Here is an 18592-nt window from a genome sequence, read left to right on the forward strand (position 1 = left end):
GGGTGGAAAAGCTAGTAGGAGCAACCGTTCCCGCCCTTGGTCTTTGCTGATTTGATCTTGGTAGCTTCAGCCCTGAAGTTCATGATTACGTAACCGGGGGGGACTCCATGCGTCAAAAAATCCCAGCTGTTCTAGCGGGCATAGCGCTAGCGGTGGCGCCGTTAATTGCCACCAGCAGCTCCGCGCTCGCTCTATCTCCGGGAGTTGCGTTTTCCGCCAACGCCCTCCCGACTTGGCAGACAAACGGCGTTGCCTGGACCATGGCCCAGTCAAACGGTGTTGTCTACGCCGGCGGAACGTTCACCCAGATCCGGCCTCCTGGCACCGCCGCCGGCAGCGCCCAGTCAAGAAATGCGGTGAACTTCGCGGCCTTCGATGCGTTCACCGGCAACCCCACTTCCTGCGCCTTGTCCGTGACGGGCGGCACAGGTACAACCGTTCGTGCCCTGGCGGTAACTCCGGACGGCAGCCGGCTCTATGTGGGCGGTCTGTTTGGGGCCATCAACGGCGTCAACACCACCCGCATCGCTGCCGTCAAGCTTCCTGGCTGCACGGTAGACACGACCTTCCGGCCGGCAATCGTCTCGGCCACAGTCCGGACAATCGCCGCAACCGACACCGCCGTCTATTTCGGTGGCGACTTCCAAACGGTCGGGACCGAGGCCCGCAGCCGTTACGCGGCCATGGACTCAAACGGCGCGCTCCTTCCATGGGCGCCGGCCGTCAACGCGTCAGCCCGCGCGCTGGACATCCCCGCCGGCCGCAACGTGGCCGTCCTCGGTGGCGATTTCGCAACTGTGAACGGCGTGGCATCCCAGTCGATCGCCGTCGTCGACACGAACACCGGCGCGAACGTGAGGGCATACGGCGCAACGTTCATCTCGCGCACGTCATTTACAAAATCCATCGTTGACGACGGGCAGAACTTCTACATCGGCAACGAGGGCACCGGAGGCGGCGTCTTCGACGGACGGGCACGATTCAGCCTTGACACCTACGACCAGGTGTGGAGGGACACCTGCCTCGGAGCCACCCAGGCGGTGGACGTCTATGGCGGTGTCCTCTACGCCGCCAGCCACGAGCACGACTGCTCGACCATGAATGAAATGGCTGACGGCGTCCGGCAGCACCTGACGGCACAGAGCGTCAACGCCCCGGCACCCCAATTGGGGTGGAGCCCTGATACCAACGACGGGATTGGTGAAGGCATTGGCCCCAGGGCCATCGTCCACACGAATCGGGGTTCGGGCGACATGCTCTGGGTCGCCGGCGAATTCACCACCACCAACGGCACCGCCCAGCAGGGCCTGACCAGGTTCGGCCCCGGCCCGGGAACTGTGGCACCTTCCTCGCCCAGCAACGTCAGCGCGGAAAGCCTCAAGGCCGGCGAAAACCAGATCCGGTGGCGGGCCAGCCTCGACAACGACGACTCGGAGCTGAGCTACAGCGTCTACCGGAACGGCTCTTCGACCCCGCTGGGAACTGTTAATGCCAGCTCGCTGTGGTGGTCGACAGGCCAGGTGTCCTTCACGGACAAGACAGCCGTACCCGGAACGCTGTACAGCTACCGCGTCCGGGCGACTGACGGCACCAACACCGGTCCGCTCTCGGCCTCGGTGGCCGTCACAACAGCGAGGAACACCGCAGCCTACCCGGCCGCTGTCATTGGGGCAGGTGCCAGTACGTACTGGCGGCTTGACGGCAACGGTCCGACGGTCGGCGCCGACAGCTCTGCGGGCAACAACCTGGAACTGAGCTATGGCGGACCGGCATTTGCCGGCGACACCGGAGCCATTGCCAATGACACCAGCCGCTCGACGACATTCAATGGCACGAGCGCATTCGCCTACGGCCAGAATCGGGGCAATGCGCCCACCGTCTACAGCGCGGAGGTGTGGTTCAAGACGAACACGACCCGGGGCGGGAAGATCTTCGGCTTCGGCAGTGGCCAGCCCAACCGGCACGGTACCAATCCCGGACTCAGCAGCAGTTACGACCGGAACCTCTACATGACGAACGCGGGCACGCTGATCTACGGTGTCTACGTCAACGGCACGAGGACGGTTAGCTCGGTTCTGCCCTACAACGACAACGCCTGGCACCACGCCGTGGCGACGCAGGGCAGCGACGGCATGCGGCTTTACGTGGATGGAACCCAGATCGGCGCGCTGCCGAACCAGACTGCAGCGCAGGGCTACTGGGGTTCGTGGAAGATTGGCGGAGACCAGCTGAACAGCTGGCCGTTGCGGCCCTCGAGCAACTACTTCGCCGGCTCCATCGACGAGTTCGCCGTGTACCCGACGGTGCTTTCGGCAGCGCAGGTCACCGACCACTTCAACATCGGCAAGGGAATCGGACAGCCGGTCCCCGACACACAAGCTCCCGCGGCCGTGACAGGAGTTGCGGCCGCGGTACATGCCAGTGATGTGGCCGTTTCCTGGAACGCAACCACCGACAACGTCGGGGTTACGGAATACCAGGTCCACCGTTCCGATACCAGCGGGTTCACCCCGTCAGCAGCCAGCCTCGTCGCCACGGTGAACGGGAGCACGCTCAGCTGGACTGATGCGGGCCGTCCGGCCGGAACGTCCTACTATCAGGTTCTCGCCGCCGACGAGGCCGGCAATGTCAGCGGCCCGTCCAACGAAGCATCCGCAACGGTGGTTCCGCTCCCGCAGCCGGTCACGCTCACGCTGACACCGACCGCCGACACCTACGTGAACGCGGGAGCGCCGAATACCGCAACAGGGTCCTTCACGACCCTGGCCACCAGGGGTACGTTGGCCTACATCACCTACATGAGGTTCAATGCGTCCTCGCAGGTTCCTGCGGGCCAGCACCTCGTGTCGGCGACCTTGAAGTTCTCAACTACCGCGGACTCCTTTGCCGGGTCCGCCGATCCACAACAGACGGTGGCGATGGCCGGTGACTGGTCCGAGGCGACGACGACCTACAACAACCGCCCGCAAACCAGCAGCACCTTGCTGGGAACGCTGACCGGTCCGACGGCACCGAACGCGTCGTACTCAATTTCGCTCGATGCGGCCGCAATCTCGGCAGCGCTCGCAGGTGACATCAACTTCTCGATGCAGAGCGCTGGAACCGACAACATGTGGTTCTTCTCGCGGGAAGCCTCTGCTGCCAAACGTCCGGCCCTGGTACTGAACTTCGAGCCGAATCCCTAAGTAAAAATAGCTCTCGAAAGAAAACATCCCATGTATAACGGTCTCTCGAAATCCCTGGGAATGGTGCTTCTGGCGGCTGCGGTCTTCGCAGCCGCCGGTTGCACCTCCCCCGGAAATCCCAACGCCACGTCCGCGTCCGCCAACTCAACCTCCCCGTCCGCCTCAGCTTCAGAGGCTCCGGCCGCTCCTCCGGCGGCTTCCCCCTCGGCTCCCGCCACGGGAGCCAAGACAGCGGCACCTGCTAACACCCCCGCCGCCTCCGGCGAGGCGCAAGCCCCGCAGGCTGCACCCAAGCCCACCTTTGCGCCTCCCGAGCAGCGGTATCTCGCTTCACGGGTCCCCCAGGGCACCGACCCGAACGCTGTCCTTCAAGTCGGACAGGAAAGCTGCGCCCAACTGGAAAATGTGAAAGCCACGGACCAGAAGGCCGTGGTGTCCCACTTGATCGAGAAGGTGGACGCGGAGGTGGTCGCTGCCATTAATGATCTCTGTCCCGGGCTCCAGCCCGAGCTCGATGCCGCGCGCCGCGGCTTCACCGACGGCGACTTCACCATCGGTGCGGCAGCGCCCAAGGAAGGCGGTGGTTCAATCTCCGTGGGTAAGTACGAGGCATGGAATCCCTCCCCGAACTGCACACTGGTGGCCTACGACGCAGCAGGCGGGTCGATTGCGCAATCGAACGGTACGTCGGCCTTCGCCATCCCGGCCGGCACCGCCCGTGTCGTGTCGGATGGATGCTACACCTGGCTGGCCGCATGAAACCGCGCCGCTTCGCCTGGAATGCAGCAACCACCGCCTGTGAAAGGACCCGCAATGGACGTCCGTGAACAATTGCTTATTTTGCGCCGAAGCTGGCGCCTGATCACTGTCCTGGCGTTGCTGGGAACGATACTCGCGGGCGTGGCATCCTTGCTGACTCCCACGTCCTACACGGCATCGACGAGCCTTTTCGTTTCGACGCAGAACTCGGAAACGTCCGCGGAACTGCAACAGGGCAGTGTCTTCGCATTGGCGCGCGTCCAATCGTATGTGGACGTCACCTCAAAACCGACCGTGCTCCAACCCGTCATCGACAAGCTCAACCTCGGCATGACCCCGGAAGCCTTGGCCGCCAAGATCAAGACATCCACCGCGCGCAATACGGTGATCATCGAAATCGAAGCCAGGGACGGCTCCGCCCAGCGGAGCGCCGACATCGCCAACGCCGTCGCTGCCAGCCTCATCACGGCTGTCGCTGACCTGGAGCGGCCCACGAACGGAACGCCGACCCCGGTCCGGCTCAGCCCGGTGGACCACGCCACCACGCCGACCGAGCCGTCGAGCCCCAACGCGAAGCTGGACCTCGGCCTGGGCCTCTTGTACGGGCTCGCAGCCGGAATCGCGGCGGCCGTATTGCGCCATGTCCTGGACCGCAACATCCGGACGGAATCGGATTTGCGCAAGATGACTGATCTGCCGCTCTTGGCAGGAATCACTGAACAGACTGCCGGCCGTCTGCCAGGGGCCCCTCCCTCGGTCCTGGGCGGTTCGGGCGCGGAGGCGTTCCGCAAGCTTCGAACGAACCTCCAGTTCGCAGGTGTGAACCGGCCGATGCGCTCGATCGTTGTTACTTCCGCGTCAGCGGGGGAGGGGAAGAGCACGGTCGCGCTGAACCTTGCCGTCACTATCGCCAAGGGCGGCCAGAAGGTCATCCTCGTGGATGCGGATCTTCGTCTTCCCTCAGTTGCTTCAGCGACTGGAATCGAGGGGGGCATCGGACTCACCACTGTCCTTGTCGGAACGTCCAGCCTCGACGACAGCATCCAGTACTGGTCCGACGACGGTTTGGCGCTGCTCGCCTCGGGTCCTCTGCCGCCCAATCCCAGTGAACTGCTCGGTTCAGCAGCCATGAGCCGACTTCTGGAGGAGTTGCAGAAAAAGTTCGACGTGATCATCGTCGATTCCCCGCCCATCCTCCCCGTCACCGACGCCAGTGTGCTGACCAAGAGCACCGACAGCGTGTTGCTGGTGGTCGGAACGAAGAGGGTGAGCCAACACAGCCTGGCCAAGGCAATCGACCAGCTCAATTTTGTCGACGCCAACATTCTCGGCGTCGTCCAAAACAGGATCCCCCGTCGGGGCCCCGACGCCAACACGGCGTACGTTGCCGGATACGGCGCCGAACATCCCGATCGCATCCCTCCCGTCGAGAACCGCGACGACGGTTCCTTCCGGCCCGCCCACGTTCGCCGCGGCAAGTTCGCGAGTGTGGAAACCTGATGATGTCTGCCGGGTTGTCCGGGCCCTGCCATTGGCGGGGCCCTTTGGCGGGTCTTCTTTGGCGGGCCCCGCAGGGCGATGAGCGACGACCGCCCTGGGGTGGCCCCGTAACTCTTCGGTAAAGGACCTGGAGCCGCCGCGGTACTGGCGGCCCGGGCGAATATCCTGAATTGGTTAGCTGCACTGTGGGGGAAGCGGGCTACGCCCATTGCCGTCCGCCAAGCAAGGATTTTCGTGGCATTCGCAGAGTACGACGTCGTCATCCACCGTGACGCCATGAGCGTGTACAACTTCCTCCTGGACCCGGGTCACCTGCCACTCTGGCGGGAGGGGGTCCGGAGCGTGGAACTACACTCCGGTGCCGCCGGCGCCAAAGGTGCCGTGTACCGGCAGACGGTCGCCGGACCGGGCGGACGACCCGTGGCCGCAGACTTCGAAATCGTCGAAGCCCGGAAGGGGGCGGAGATCCAGTACCAGGTCATCGTCGGGCCGGCCCGGCCGCACGGCGGCTACTACCTGAGCACCGAGGGTCCCAGCACCCGCGTCCGATTCGCCCTGAACTACGAGCCCAGGGGGTTCATTGTCCGCCTGACTAAACCCTTCCGCCGGCGGATGAAGGCCGAGGTCGGCCAACTCGAGCGGCTCAAGTCCCTCCTCGAAGATATGCCCGTTACGGAATAGACGCCCCGTTGGAGTAACACTTGGCGGCTGCACCCGTTCATGAAGCCGGGCAGGGCCCCGTGCGGTATTTTTGAACCTGTGCTGATCTCTGACCGCGACATTCGAACCGAAATTGACTCCCAGCGGATTGTCCTCGAACCCTTCGACCCCGACATGGTCCAGCCGTCCTCGGTGGACGTCAGGATCGACAAGTTCTTCCGGCTGTTCGACAACCACAAATACGCCCACATTGACCCGGCCGAGGAACAGCCCGAGCTGACCCGCCTGGTGGAAGTTGAGTCCGGCGAGCCGTTCATCCTGCACCCGGGGGAGTTCGTCCTTGGCTCCACGTACGAGACCGTGACGCTGCCGGATGACATCGCGGCCCGCCTCGAGGGCAAGTCCTCGCTCGGCCGGCTCGGCCTGCTGACGCACTCGACGGCGGGTTTCATCGATCCCGGATTCTCCGGCCACGTCACGCTGGAACTGTCCAACATGGCCACGCTGCCCATCAAGCTCTGGCCCGGCATGAAGATCGGCCAGCTGTGCTTCTTCCGGCTGTCCTCGGCCGCGGAGCACCCTTACGGTTCGGGGGAATACGGCAACCGCTACCAGGGCCAGCGCGGGCCCACGGCCAGCCGCAGCCACCTGAATTTCCACCTCACCAACATCTAGGCGGGACGGCTGCCAGGCCGGACGGCCGCGCCAGCCAAGCCAGCCTCCTGGCCAGGCACCCAGTGCGCTGAGTCGCAGGGCGGCAGCGTTACGCCGGGCCCGAGGTCCGGAACGCGGGCCGCCGTGCCGGACGGCGCAGGAGCCGGACCAGCGGCTCCACAAAGCGGGCGGCCAGCGGCCCCACGATCGCCATGATCAGAACGTAGGCGGTGGCGAGGGCTGCCAGATCGGCGGGCACCACGCCGGAGGCAACGGCCAGGCCGGCGATGACAATCGAGAACTCGCCGCGTGCGATCAGGGCCGCGCCCGCGCGGTAGCGGCCGGGAATGCCAATCCCGGCCCGCTTGGCCGCCCAGTACCCGGTGACCACCTTGGTGGCTGCCGTCACCAGGGCCAGCAGCAGGGCCCAGCCCAGGACCGGGGGGATGGACCGGGGGTCGGTGTTGAGGCCAAAAACAACAAAGAAGATGGCCGCGAAGAGGTCCCGGAGCGGCTCCAGGATGCGCGTGGCGCTGTGGGCCGTGGCCCCGGAAATCGCGATGCCGAGCATGAACGCCCCCACGGCAGCAGAAACCTGCATGGCGGCCGCGAGCCCCGCGACGAGAAGTGCCAAGCCGAGCAGATTGAGCAGGAAGACTTCGGAGTTTTCGCTGTGCACGGCCTTGGACACGTGGTGTCCGTGCCGAAGGGCCACCACCAGGACCAGGCTGACGACGGCAAGGGAGATCCCCACCGTCTGCAGCCCCAGCAGGATGCTGACGCCGGCCAGCGTGGCGGTCAGGACCGGCAGGTACACGGCCATGGCGAGGTCCTCGAACACCAGGATGGAGAGGACCACCGGAGTTTCCCGGTTGCCGATCCGGCCAAGATCCGTGATGACCTTGGCGGCGATCCCGGACGATGAAATGTAGGTGACGCCGCCCATCACCATGGCCCCCACGACGCCCCATCCCAGCATCACCGCGAGCCCGGCACCGGGCAGGAAATTGAGCAGCAGGTCCAGGACGCCGGCCTGCCAGGACCGCCGCAGGCCGGTGACGAGCTCGGACGCCGTATATTCCAGCCCAAGCATAAGCAGCAGGAGAATTACGCCGATCTCGCCGGAAAGGTGCGCGAACTCGTGCATGCCTTCGAGCTTGACCAGGCCCCCGGCCCCGAAGAACAGCCCGCCCACCAGATAGAGCGGGATGGGGGACATGCCGATCCGCCCGGCCAATCTGGCCAGCAGGCCGAGGCAGAAGACGACGGCCCCCAGCTCGATCAGAGTCAGCGCGAGCGGATCCATCCGGCTTATCCGTTGCGCAGGATGCCGGCCGCCGTGTCCAGGCCTTCTTGCGTACCCACCGCAACGAGGAGGTCACCGGGGTGGAGAACGACGTCGGGTCCCGGGGAGGGCACGACCTCGCCTTCGCGCATGATAGCCACGATCGAGACCCCGCTCCGGGTCCGGATGCACGCCTTCCCCATCGGCTGGTTCTGGAAGGGTGACTCAGCGCTGATCGAAAACTGGCGCGTGACAATACCCGGGATTTCCCGGTGGGCTTCCGAGAGCTGCATGGCGATGCGCTGGCCGCCCAGGAGGTTGCCCAGGGCGGCGGCCTCATCCGCAGTCAGCGGGACAGAGGCCTGGCAGGTGTCAGGATCGTCCCAGGTCGAGACGATGAGTTCCGTCTGGCCCTCGCGGTATTCGACAACGCCGATCCGGCGTCCGGAGGCAGTCATGAAGTCCTTGCGCCGGCCGAGGCCGGGGAGGTCCGTCTCATCCACGTTCATACCCTCAGCCTAGTGCGCGAACCGTTGATTCGGCCGCCTCAGGACTCGGGGACCACCGCGATTTCGGTCTGATCGGGGGCCTTGACCGGCAGGAGCACGAGCAGGCCCACGAGCAGCACCACCATGATGCCGAGGATGCCCCAGCGCTGGGCCTCGCCCTCCGCTACGAAGGGTGCGGCGACGGCGATGCACAGCGTGAAGAGCGCGGGGGCTAGGAAGCTTACGGCCCGGCCCGTGGTGGCGTAGAGGCCGAAGAGCTCGCCGGATTCGCCGTGCGGGGCGAGCCTGGCGAGGTAGGCGCGGGAGGACGACTGGGCCGGCCCCACGAAGAGGCACAGCAGCAGGCCGAAGACCCAGAACGTGGTGGTCCCGGCCCAGGCCATGCCAAAGAACATGTAACTGCCGTTGCCGAGGACCAGGATCGCGGTACCCGCGACCAGCAGGCCGGCCAGAGACGCGATAATCACGGTCTTCGGCCCGATCCTGTCATCCAGGAAGCCGCCGAGGATGGCGCCGGCGGCCGCCACGACATTTCCGAAGATCGCGAAGAAGATGACGTCCTTGAGCTCGAAGCCAAAGGTGCCGGCCGCGATCACCCCGCCGAAGGTGAAGACAGCTGCCAGCCCGTCCCGGAAGATGGCGCTCGCGAGGAGGAAGTAGATAGTGTGCGGGCTGGTCCGGTAGATCGCCTTGATGCGCCGTACGAGCAGGCCGTAGGAGGCGAGGAACCCCAGCCCGGCGCCCCGGTCCGAGCGCGGCAGCTCCGGGACCGCGAACAGCACGGGCAGTGCAAAGACGAGGAACCACAGGGCCGAAAACACCGCCACCAGCCGGATGTTCAGGCTGTCCGCGGTGGAGGCGCCAAACCAGTTCACGCTGGGCTGGACGAAAAGCTGGAGCACAACCAGCAGCGCGACGATGCCGCCGAGATACCCCATTCCCCAGCCGAAGCCGCTCACTTTGCCGATGTTCCGCGGGGTGGAGATCTGGGTGAGCATGGCGTTGTAGTTGACCCCGGCAAACTCGAAGAAGACGTTGCCCAGCGCTATGAGCGTGACGCCCAGGATCAGGAAGTCCGGCCGCGGGAAGACAAAGAAGCACAACCCGGTCAGGACGACGACGGCGGCCGTGTTGACCCCCAGCCACAGCTTCCGCCGGCCGCCCGTGTCCGAGCGCTGCCCGGTGACCGGGGCCAGGAGGGCAACGGCCACGCCGGCGACGGCCAGCGCGGCGCCCAGGACTGCCGAGGCCTGGTCCTCCCCGCCGAATGCCTTGGAGGTCAGGTAGACGGTGAAAACGAACGTTGTCATGACGGCATTGAAGGCTGACGAACCCCAGTCCCACGAGGCCCACGCGAGGATCCGGCCACGGTGCGGGACGGGACTTCCCGATTCCAGTTCCGAGGGGCGCATGGCCTCTGGGGCGGCGGCAGTGTTCATAGCCAGAATCGTAGCCGCCCCGGGCGTCCTCCGAGGGGGAGCGGCAGGGGGTTTTGCCAGGCAGGGTTTAGCCGCGGCTTCACATTTGCGTCGAATTGTTCAGTGACCGGTGTCTCGGCCAAAAGAATTTGTACACGCTTGGTAAACTGACGGCACCGAACCTAACAAATGACCCGCCTGCTCCAACTTGCTGACAATCGACTTTCTGACGTTGCGGAGATACCAGTGATCACAGTCCTTGCCGTGCACTTTGCGGTGGCTGCTGTGGCCCCGCTGCTGTTCCGAAAGTTTGGCAGGAATTCGTTCTTCGCCCTGGCCGCGGTCCCCGCGGCCTCCTTTATCTGGCTGCTGCTGCAGCACGACGCAGTCTATTCAGGCACAGTCTATTCAGGTTCTGACGGGGCGATTACCGAAGTCATCCCCTGGATTCCCGGGCTGCAGCTCGAACTCGCGTTCCGGATGGACGCCCTGGCCTGGGTCATGTCCCTGCTGGTGCTGGGGGTGGGCGCGCTGGTGCTGGTCTATTGCGCCCGCTACTTCAAGGACAAGGACGACTACCTCGGCGGTTTCGGCGCCCAGCTCCTGGCCTTCGCCGGGGCGATGTTCGGCCTCGTTACCGCTGATGACCTTCTGCTGCTGTTCATCTTCTGGGAACTGACCACAGTGCTGTCCTACCTGCTGATCGGCTACGCCCGCACCCGGCTGTCCGCGCGGCGCTCGGCGTTGCAGGCACTCGTGGTGACCACCGCCGGCGGCCTGGCCATGCTCGTGGGGCTCATCATGCTCGGTTCGACGGCCGGAACCTACCGGATCCAGGCCATCATGGACCTGGCTCCCACCCTGGTCGCCGGCCCCGCAGGCGGGGTCGTGAACGCCGCCGTCGTCCTCATCCTGATCGGTGCGATCACCAAATCCGCCCTGGTGCCGTTCCACTTCTGGCTCCCCGGCGCAATGGCTGCCCCCACCCCCGTGAGCGCCTACCTGCACGCCGCGGCCATGGTGAAGGCCGGGATCTACCTGGTGGCCCGGCTGGCCCCCGGATTCGCGGACACCGCGGCCTGGCTGCCGATCGTGCTCGGCCTGGGCCTGGCCACCATGCTGGTGGGCGGCTACCGGGCCCTCCGGCAGACAGATATCAAGCTCATCCTCGCCTACGGCACCGTGAGCCAGCTGGGCTTCATGACCATGGTGGTGGGCCTCGGCACTCCCGACGCGGCACTCGCCGGAATAGCCCTGCTCCTGGCGCATGGGCTGTTCAAGGCCACGCTCTTCCTGGTGGTGGGCATCATCGACCACCAGTCCGGGACCCGGGACATCCGCGAGCTCTCCGGCGTCTACGGATCGGCCAGGGCACTGGCGGTCGTCGCGGCGATCGGCGCGGCCTCGATGGCGGGCGTGCCCCCGCTGGCCGGATTCGTCGCCAAGGAATCGGTGTTCGAGGCCTTCCTCCAGTACAAGTCGGAGACCGGGACCGGACCCTGGCTCTTGGCCGGTGTGGTCCTAGGCTCCATCCTGACCTTCGCCTACAGCGCCAGGTTCATGTGGGGAGCCTTCGCCCTCAAGCCCGGCGTGGAGCCCACGGCCTTCAAGCCGGTCAAACCGGCGTTCCTCGCCGCACCGGCGATCCTGAGCCTCCTCACAATCCTTTACGGGCTGTGGCCTGCCACCGTTGACGCCTGGATCCAGCCCTACGCGGAGCTTTTTGTGCACGGCTCCGAGGCCCCGCCCGGGCACCTGGCGCTGTGGCACGGCATCACCCCGGCCCTGGGCCTGACCGCAGTGACGTTCGTCCTGGGCCTGGCGATGTTCTACGGCCGCAACGCCGTGGCCCGGCTGCAGGCGCTGGTGCCGGGCTGGATCGACAGCGACCGTGCCTACCAGCTGACGATCGGCGCCCTGGACGACACCGCGGTATGGATCACCGGCCGGACCCAGCGAGGTTCGCTCTTCTTCTACCTGTCCGTCATCCTGACCGTGGCGTTCGTCCTGCCGCTGACGGCGCTGCTGCTGGCCAACAAACCGCTGCCGCCCGGCCTCTATGTCATCGATCCCGGCTCGCCGCTGCAGCTGGTGGCCGGCGCCGGAATCGTGATCGGGGCGCTGGCCGCGGTGCGCGCCAACAAACGGTTCCTGGCCGTCCTGATGGTGTCCGTCACCGGCTACGGGATTGCCATGATGTTCGCCCTGCAGGGAGCCCCGGACCTCGCCCTGACCCAGATGCTGGTCGAAACCATGATCCTGGTGGCGTTCGTGCTGGCCATGCGGAGCCTTCCGCCGGGGCTGCGGGACCGCACCGGCGGCAAGTACCGGGTCATCCGCGTGGTGATCGGCCTGGCATTCGGCGTCACCATGATTTTCGTGGCCATCCACGCCCTCGGCGCCCGGGTGGCGCCGCCGGTCTCCCTGCAGTTCCCGCAACTGGCCTATGAGGGCGGCGGCGGACTCAACGTCGTCAACGTGACCCTGGTGGACATCCGGGCCTGGGACACCTTTGGCGAGATCTCGGTCCTGGCCCTGGCCGCCACCGGCGTCGCAAGCCTCATCTTCGTCCGCGGCCGCGGTGACCGCATCCGGACATCCGCGAGCGTCGCGGAAGGGACCGTGGGCCGGCGGACCGGGGCCAGGGGCAGCACCAGGGAAGACGCCGCCCTGGCGATGAACCGGCGGTTCGCTGCCGCCACTCGCGACGCCTGGCTGGTGGCCGGCCGGACCCTGGCACCCGAACGCCGCTCGATCATTTTCGAGGTGGTCACCCGCCTCATCTTCCACTCGATGATCGTGTTCTCCATCTATCTGCTCCTCGCCGGCCACAACCTGCCCGGCGGCGGCTTCGCCGGCGGCCTCACCGCCGGCCTCGCCCTGACCATCCGCTACCTGGCCGGCGGCCGCTTCGAACTGCGCGAAGCGACACCCGTCGGCGCCGGCACCCTGCTGGGGATCGGCCTGGCCACGGCGGCTGCCGCCGGAATGACGCCGCTGCTGCTGGGCGGCGAAGTGTTCCAGAGCGCCATCGTCGAGCTGTGGCTGCCCGTCTTCGGCGACATCAAGTTCGTCACCTCGACCATTTTCGACATCGGTGTCTACGTCGTGGTCGTCGGACTGGCCCTGGATGTGCTGCGCAGCCTCGGCGCGGAGATCGACGAGCACTTCGAAGAACAACCCGAGACGACCGAAGAGGGACCCGCCGAAGACCAGGACAGCGGAGGATTCCCGGGCGGGGTCCCCGCCGAGTCCGCCGACGCGGAAACCACTGCCAAGGGGAGAACATGAGCGTCAACCTGACCCTGCTGACGGTCATGGGCGCCCTCTACGCCTGTGGCATCTACCTGCTCCTCGAACGCAGCCTCACCCGGGTCCTGCTGGGCCTCATGCTGCTGGCCAACGCCACGAACCTGCTGATCCTCGCCACCGGCGGCTACGCCGGGCTGGCGCCGCTCTTCGACAAGGACACCCCGGCGGGGGACTACAACGACCCCCTGCCGCAGGCCCTGATCCTGACCTCGATCGTGATCTCCTTCGCCGTCACGGCGTTCATGCTGGGCATCATCTACCGCACCTGGGTCCTGGCCCGCCAGGATGAAATCCAGGACGACGCCGAGGACCGCCGCGTCGCGGAAACGCCAAGCTTCGATGCCGAGGACGACTCCGTGATCCCGGTCGAGACTTCGGAGTTCCCGCTGGCCACGGTCATGTCCGGTGACCGCCCCGTGCGGGCCGACAAGGCCGCCTCTGAGGAACAGCCCGGTTCCCTCAACGTTGACCCTAGCCCGGAAGGAGGCGGAGAGTGAACATCACCAGCCTTGCCCCGCTCGCCGTCGTACTCCCCATCCTGGGCGCCGCCCTGACCTTTCTGCTCATCCATCACCCCAGGGTCCAGCGCGCGGTCAGCATCGCCGTGCTGACGCTGACACTGCTGCTGGAATGCTGGCTGCTGGCCTCCGTCTGGGATGGCGGCACGGCCGCGGTGAACATCGGCGGCTGGCTGCCGCCGTGGGGCGTCGTGCTGGTGGTGGACCAGTTCTCCTCCCTCATGCTCGTGGTGTCCTCGGCCGTGAGCCTTGCGGTGCTGATCTACGCAACGGGACAGGGCATGGCCGACGGCGACCGCGACGCGCCGGTCTCGATCTTCCACCCGACCTACCTGATCCTCGTGGCCGGGGTGTCCAACGCCTTCCTCACCGGAGACCTCTTCAACCTCTACGTGGGCTTCGAGATCCTGCTGACGGCCAGCTACGTGCTCATCACACTCGGCGGGACAGGCCCGCGCATCCGGGCCGGCGTGACCTACGTGGTGGTCTCCGTCGTGTCCTCGGTGCTGTTCCTGATCGCGATCGCCATGATCTACGGCGCCACCGGAACCATCAACATGGCGGACCTCGCCATCAAGCTCGGCGACCTCGACCAGGGCACCCGGACGCTGCTGCACGTCATGCTGCTGGTGGCCTTCGGCATCAAGGCCGCCGTCTTCCCGCTGTCCTTCTGGCTCCCTGACTCCTACCCCACCGCCCCGGCCCCGGTCACCGCGGTGTTTGCCGGGCTGCTGACCAAGGTGGGCGTCTATGCGATGGTCCGCACGGAAACGCTGCTATTCCCGGGGGATGCGCTCAACGCCCCGCTCATGGTCGCGGCGCTGCTGACCATGGTGGTGGGCATCCTCGGCGCCCTGGCCCAAAGTGACATCAAGAGACTCCTGTCCTTCACCCTGGTCAGCCATATTGGCTACATGGTGTTCGGCCTGGCCATGTCCACCGTGGCCGGTCTGGGCGCCGCGGTGTTCTACGTGGCCCACCACATCACTGTCCAGACCAGCCTGTTCCTGGTGACCGGCCTGATTGAACGCCGCGGCGGCAGCTCGTCCATGGACCGCGTGGCAGGACTGGCCAAGCTCTCCCCGGTCTTGGGGGTCCTGTTCTTCATTCCCGCCATGAACCTCGCCGGAATCCCGCCGTTCTCGGGTTTCCTGGGCAAGCTGGGGCTGCTTCAGGCAGGCGTGGAACTGGGGACGCCGCTGGCCTACGCCCTGGTGATCGGCGGCGTGCTGACGAGCCTGCTGACCCTGCTGGCGATCGCGAGGGTCTGGAACCGGGCGTTCTGGCGCAAGCCCGGGGACGCCGAACACCCCGATCCGGTGCTCCTGGCAGCGCCGGCCGACTCCGCCACGGGTGACCGGGCCGGCAAGACGAATGTGACCCTGCTGCCCCGCACCATGGTGGGCTCCACCCTGGGCCTGGTGGTCTTTGGCGTGGCCCTGACGGTCTTTGCCGGGCCGCTGTTCAGGGTGGCCGACCAGTCCGCCCAGGAGATGCTGGACCGGACCTCCTACATCCAGGCCGTGCTCGGCCCGGACGCGCCCGTGCCGCCGGTGCCCCCGTCGCTCCACCCGGTGCAGGTCCGGGAGGGCGGCGGAAAATGAACCGGAAAAGGATCTCGCTGCGCCAGGAACTGCCGCTGCTGGTCTGGCTCGTCTTTGTCTGGGGCGCGCTCTGGCAGAACTTCAGCCCGGGCAATCTCCTCTTCGGCGCCCTCATCGCGGTGCTCGTGGCGCGCATTTTCTATCTGCCCCCGGTGGAACTCGGCGGCCGCTTCAACGTGCTCCGCGCCGTGCCGTTCGCCCTCATCTTCCTCGGAAAAGTCGTCGCGGCAAGCTTCCAGGTCCTGTACCTGGCCGTGGTCCGCGGCCCCAACGTGGTCAGCGCAGTCGTAGCCGTGCCGCTCCGAAGCCATTCGGACCTCCTGGTCACGGCCACCGGGCACGTGATCTCGCTGATTCCCGGGTCCCTCGTGGTGGAGGTGGACAGGTCGACGTCCACGCTCTACATCCACGGCATCAACGTCCGCAATGCCGAGGACGCGGCCAAGCTGCGCAAAGAGGTCCGGGACACCGAGGCCGGGCTGATCCGGATCATGGGGACCAAAGCCGAACTTTCCGCCCTGACACAGGAGACCGCCGCATGATGCAGACCGTCCTGACGGTGACCGCCGTCGTACTGTCCCTGGCCGCCGCGGGGGCGATCGTCCGGATCGCGCGGGGGCCCTCGCTGCTGGACCGGGTTCTGGCCGCCGACGTGCTGCTGGCCATCTTCGGCGCGGCCCTGTGCATCGACATGGCCGCCAACCGGCACCTGAACAACCTGATGCTGCTCGTTGCGATTTCCCTGATCGGATTCGTCGGCTCGGTCACCGTGGCCCGGTTCGTGGCCGACAGGCGGGAGGGCGTCCGTGAATCCTGACACAGTGATCGACGCCGTCTCTGCCGTGTTCATGGTGTCCGGAGCCCTGATGTCCCTCGCGGCCGCCATCGGGCTGCTGCGATTCCCGGACCTCATGAGCAGGATGCACGCGGCCACCAAACCGCAGGTCCTCGGCCTGTTCCTGCTGCTGGCGGCCCTTGGCCTGCAGATGCGCACCTGGTCGGTGTGGCCCGTCCTGCTGGTGGCCTGGCTCTTCCAGCTGCTCACCGTCCCCGTGTCCGCTCACATGGTGGGTCGGGCCGGCTACCGGACCAAGCACCTGCACCCGGAGCTGCTGAGCTCCGACGAGCTCGAGGCGGTAGTCCAGAAGGCCGCCCAGCAGGCGGCCACGCACGGAGCGGACGACGACGACCGCTGAGCCCCCGTCCGGCCCGGCGGACCCGGCCGGGGCCTTCGACTGCCGCGGCGGGCGCCGCGGCCAGTCGGGTCAGGTCAGACGACGTCCTGGGTCTTGGCGAAGCGGGTGATCGCGCGCTGGGTGCCGCGGTTGGCGAGCACCTGGATGATGGCGCTGACCGAGGCAGAGATCAGGGCGAACGTCAGGGCCGAGCGCAGGGTGGTGGGAACGTCGTCCTCCTGGCCCTTGGGCGGCTTGTTGCCTGTGGACTTTTCCCACATGGTGTCCACCAGCTTGGTGCCGGCAAAGCCGGCCAGGAGGCTGACGCCGGTGCCGAGCAGCTTGATGAGGATGTTCATTCTTCGGTCTCCTTGGGACGGGAACGGTTTTCCCCTAGCCTAGCGTTCCGGGGTGAGGACCATCCGCAGGGCCTCGACCACGAGTTCGTGATCCGCCTTCTGGGGCAGGCCGGAGACGGTGACGACGGCGACGGCGCCCGTGCCGCGCACGTAAACGGGAAACGCCCCGCCGTGGGCGGCGAACTCCGACTGATCCCACCAGGCGTTGTCCTCGATCCTTCCGCCGGCAGCGCGGGCCCGGAGGCCCACCAGCAGGGACGGGACCTCGTACCGCATGGCGGTGCGCTTTTTGGCGTTGATCCAGCGCTCATTGTCCGGTGTGGCGCCGTCCAGCGCGGCGTGGAAGAGCACCTGCTCGCCTTTGGTGATGTCGACGGCGATGGGCAGCGAGCGTTGCCTGCCCAGCTCGACAAGGAGGAGCCCGAGGTCCAGGGCGTCATCCTTGCTGAACGACGCGAACTGGAGCGCCTCTATCTCGGCCAGCACGCGGCCAATGAGCGCCGCCAGGGAACCCTGCGGCTGCGGCTCATTGGAGTCGGGATCGTATTCCCCGGAGGGATCTTGGGTGACCGGTGTGTGCGACAAAATATTCCAGCTTTCCGGTGGGTGACGAGGCCGCCCGCTGGCGGGTCCGGGGGTCCGGCACGACGACTCTACCAAGAGGGTTTTCCGGGCCGCCGGGACTGCCGCCGTCCGGTCCACGATTGTGACGGCACACCACGGAAATCCCGGCCGACCGGGTGTAAACTGAGCCAGCCCACAAGGGCGAAAATAATTACGACAGGGGAGCGCCGCCGTCGGGCATCGCCGGAACAATCCGGGGAAACCTTTGGTGGGCGCTGAGAGTGCGGACAGCCGCAGACCCTCGAACCTGATCCGGTTAGTACCGGCGCAAGGGAGTCGAGTTCTCAGGGTGCGCGGAGGGCGGCGGAAGCCGAGACCGGCCGGCGCACCCTCCCCTCCTGTTCCTCAGGAGGACGACATGACAGATATTTCAGCACAGCATGGTTCCGCCAGCCGTTCATCCGCCCGGCGCAACTACAGCTGGCGCGTGGTGGACATTGTGGTGGCCGCGTTGATCGCCGTTGCCGGCGGCGTCATTTTCTGGGCCTGGTCCCAGGGCGCGAACCTGATCTCGACTCCGGTCAACGCGGTCTACCCGCCGTTGAGCGGACTCTACGCCGGCGGCTGGATGATCCCGGCGGTGCTGGGCATGCTCATCATTCGCAAGCCGGGCGCCGCGCTCTTCTGCGAAACCGTCGCGGCCACCGGCGAGCTCATCATGGGTTCGCAGTACGGCACCACGGTGCTGATCTCCGGCATCCTGCAGGGCCTCGGCGCCGAACTGGTCTTCGCGGCCTTCCTCTACAAGAAGTTCAACCTGCCCGTCTCCGTGCTGGCCGGCGCCGGCGCGGGCCTCTTCTGCGGCCTGAACGATTCCTTCCTGCCGTGGGGCTGGAACATCGCCTACGAAGCCGGCGACAAGCTCGCCTACATCGTCTTCACCACGATCTCCGGCGCAGTGATTGCCGGCGGACTGGCCTGGCTCGCCACCCGCGGCCTGGCGAAGACCGGAGTGCTGGGCGCCTTTGCCTCCCGCAAGGCCGCCACGGAGCCCGTCTTCTCCTGAGCCCCGTCGCTGAATCCTGCAGAG

At 66.5% G+C, this 18592-nt stretch carries 17 protein-coding genes and 1 riboswitch; of the genes, 12 read left to right on the forward strand and 5 right to left on the reverse strand.

The window, feature by feature from the left end; all coding sequences use genetic code 11:
* Positions 1–260: 260 nt before the first annotated feature.
* From AC1DGD_RS14950 to dcd, 5 genes are all read left to right on the forward strand, one after another.
* Positions 261–3185, forward strand: coding sequence for a CBM96 family carbohydrate-binding protein (locus AC1DGD_RS14950; RefSeq protein ID WP_476857314.1), 2925 nt, complete (start codon positions 261–263; stop codon positions 3183–3185).
* A 30-nt stretch (positions 3186–3215) separates the two neighbouring features.
* The gene (locus tag AC1DGD_RS14955; protein ID WP_476857315.1) at positions 3216–3944 is read left to right on the forward strand and encodes a hypothetical protein; all 729 of its coding nucleotides are present in this window, start codon (positions 3216–3218) and stop codon (positions 3942–3944) included.
* A 54-nt stretch (positions 3945–3998) separates the two neighbouring features.
* Complete coding sequence (locus AC1DGD_RS14960; protein WP_476857316.1) at positions 3999–5444, forward strand: tyrosine-protein kinase domain-containing protein; 1446 nt, start codon at positions 3999–4001, stop codon at positions 5442–5444.
* Positions 5445–5678: 234 nt separating this feature from the next.
* Complete coding sequence (locus AC1DGD_RS14965; RefSeq protein WP_476857317.1) at positions 5679–6125, forward strand: SRPBCC family protein; 447 nt, start codon at positions 5679–5681, stop codon at positions 6123–6125.
* A gap of 78 nt (positions 6126–6203) precedes the next feature.
* Positions 6204–6779: a dCTP deaminase gene (gene dcd, locus AC1DGD_RS14970; RefSeq protein WP_026538211.1), complete on the forward strand. Its 576-nt coding sequence runs from the start codon at positions 6204–6206 to the stop codon at positions 6777–6779.
* A gap of 88 nt (positions 6780–6867) precedes the next feature.
* On the opposite strand, the gene AC1DGD_RS14975 is transcribed toward dcd, so the two are convergent.
* The 3 genes from AC1DGD_RS14975 to AC1DGD_RS14985 are packed head-to-tail and all read right to left on the reverse strand — an operon-like array spanning position 6868 to position 9991.
* Positions 6868–8064, reverse strand: a complete 1197-nt coding sequence (locus AC1DGD_RS14975; RefSeq protein WP_476857318.1) for a cation:proton antiporter — start codon at positions 8062–8064, stop codon at positions 6868–6870.
* Between the two features lie 5 nt (positions 8065–8069).
* Entirely contained in the window at positions 8070–8552 is a 483-nt protein-coding gene (locus AC1DGD_RS14980; RefSeq protein WP_028275382.1) for a cation:proton antiporter regulatory subunit, read from the reverse strand.
* Positions 8553–8590: 38 nt separating this feature from the next.
* A complete protein-coding gene (locus AC1DGD_RS14985) occupies positions 8591–9991 on the reverse strand; it encodes an MFS transporter (RefSeq protein WP_476857319.1) in 1401 nt (466 codons plus the stop codon).
* A gap of 225 nt (positions 9992–10216) precedes the next feature.
* Between AC1DGD_RS14985 and AC1DGD_RS14990 the strand changes: the two genes are divergently transcribed.
* Genes AC1DGD_RS14990 through mnhG form a run of 6 tightly spaced genes read left to right on the forward strand, consistent with a single transcriptional unit; the run spans position 10217 to position 16600 of the window.
* Positions 10217–13261: a Na+/H+ antiporter subunit A gene (locus AC1DGD_RS14990; RefSeq protein WP_476857320.1), complete on the forward strand. Its 3045-nt coding sequence runs from the start codon at positions 10217–10219 to the stop codon at positions 13259–13261.
* Complete coding sequence (locus AC1DGD_RS14995) at positions 13258–13779, forward strand: Na(+)/H(+) antiporter subunit C (protein WP_230009245.1); 522 nt, start codon at positions 13258–13260, stop codon at positions 13777–13779. The genes AC1DGD_RS14990 and AC1DGD_RS14995 overlap by 4 nt, the downstream gene beginning before the upstream one ends.
* On the forward strand, positions 13776–15404 hold the full coding sequence (locus AC1DGD_RS15000) for a Na+/H+ antiporter subunit D (protein WP_476850770.1): 1629 nt from the start codon (positions 13776–13778) through the stop codon (positions 15402–15404). The genes AC1DGD_RS14995 and AC1DGD_RS15000 overlap by 4 nt, the downstream gene beginning before the upstream one ends.
* Positions 15401–15946 (forward strand): Na+/H+ antiporter subunit E, encoded by a 546-nt coding sequence (locus AC1DGD_RS15005; protein WP_028275387.1) that lies wholly within the window; start codon positions 15401–15403, stop codon positions 15944–15946. The genes AC1DGD_RS15000 and AC1DGD_RS15005 overlap by 4 nt, the downstream gene beginning before the upstream one ends.
* A complete protein-coding gene (locus tag AC1DGD_RS15010) occupies positions 15943–16221 on the forward strand; it encodes an MrpF/PhaF family protein (protein ID WP_018774043.1) in 279 nt (92 codons plus the stop codon). Before AC1DGD_RS15005 ends, AC1DGD_RS15010 begins: the two co-directional genes overlap by 4 nt.
* Before the next feature lie 31 nt (positions 16222–16252).
* The gene (mnhG, locus tag AC1DGD_RS15015; protein ID WP_476857342.1) at positions 16253–16600 is read left to right on the forward strand and encodes a monovalent cation/H(+) antiporter subunit G; all 348 of its coding nucleotides are present in this window, start codon (positions 16253–16255) and stop codon (positions 16598–16600) included.
* A 74-nt stretch (positions 16601–16674) separates the two neighbouring features.
* On the opposite strand, the gene AC1DGD_RS15020 is transcribed toward mnhG, so the two are convergent.
* Positions 16675–16938 (reverse strand): DUF4235 domain-containing protein, encoded by a 264-nt coding sequence (locus AC1DGD_RS15020; protein WP_223915203.1) that lies wholly within the window; start codon positions 16936–16938, stop codon positions 16675–16677.
* A gap of 39 nt (positions 16939–16977) precedes the next feature.
* A complete protein-coding gene (locus AC1DGD_RS15025) occupies positions 16978–17523 on the reverse strand; it encodes a heme-degrading domain-containing protein (protein ID WP_476857321.1) in 546 nt (181 codons plus the stop codon).
* Positions 17524–17710: 187 nt separating this feature from the next.
* Positions 17711–17854, forward strand: a riboswitch (TPP riboswitch).
* Between the two features lie 66 nt (positions 17855–17920).
* Here AC1DGD_RS15025 and AC1DGD_RS15030 point away from each other — a divergent pair.
* Complete coding sequence (locus AC1DGD_RS15030) at positions 17921–18568, forward strand: ECF transporter S component (protein WP_476857322.1); 648 nt, start codon at positions 17921–17923, stop codon at positions 18566–18568.
* The last annotated feature ends 24 nt before the right edge of the window (positions 18569–18592 follow it).

The organism is Arthrobacter sp. 05T45 (assembly GCF_056395875.1).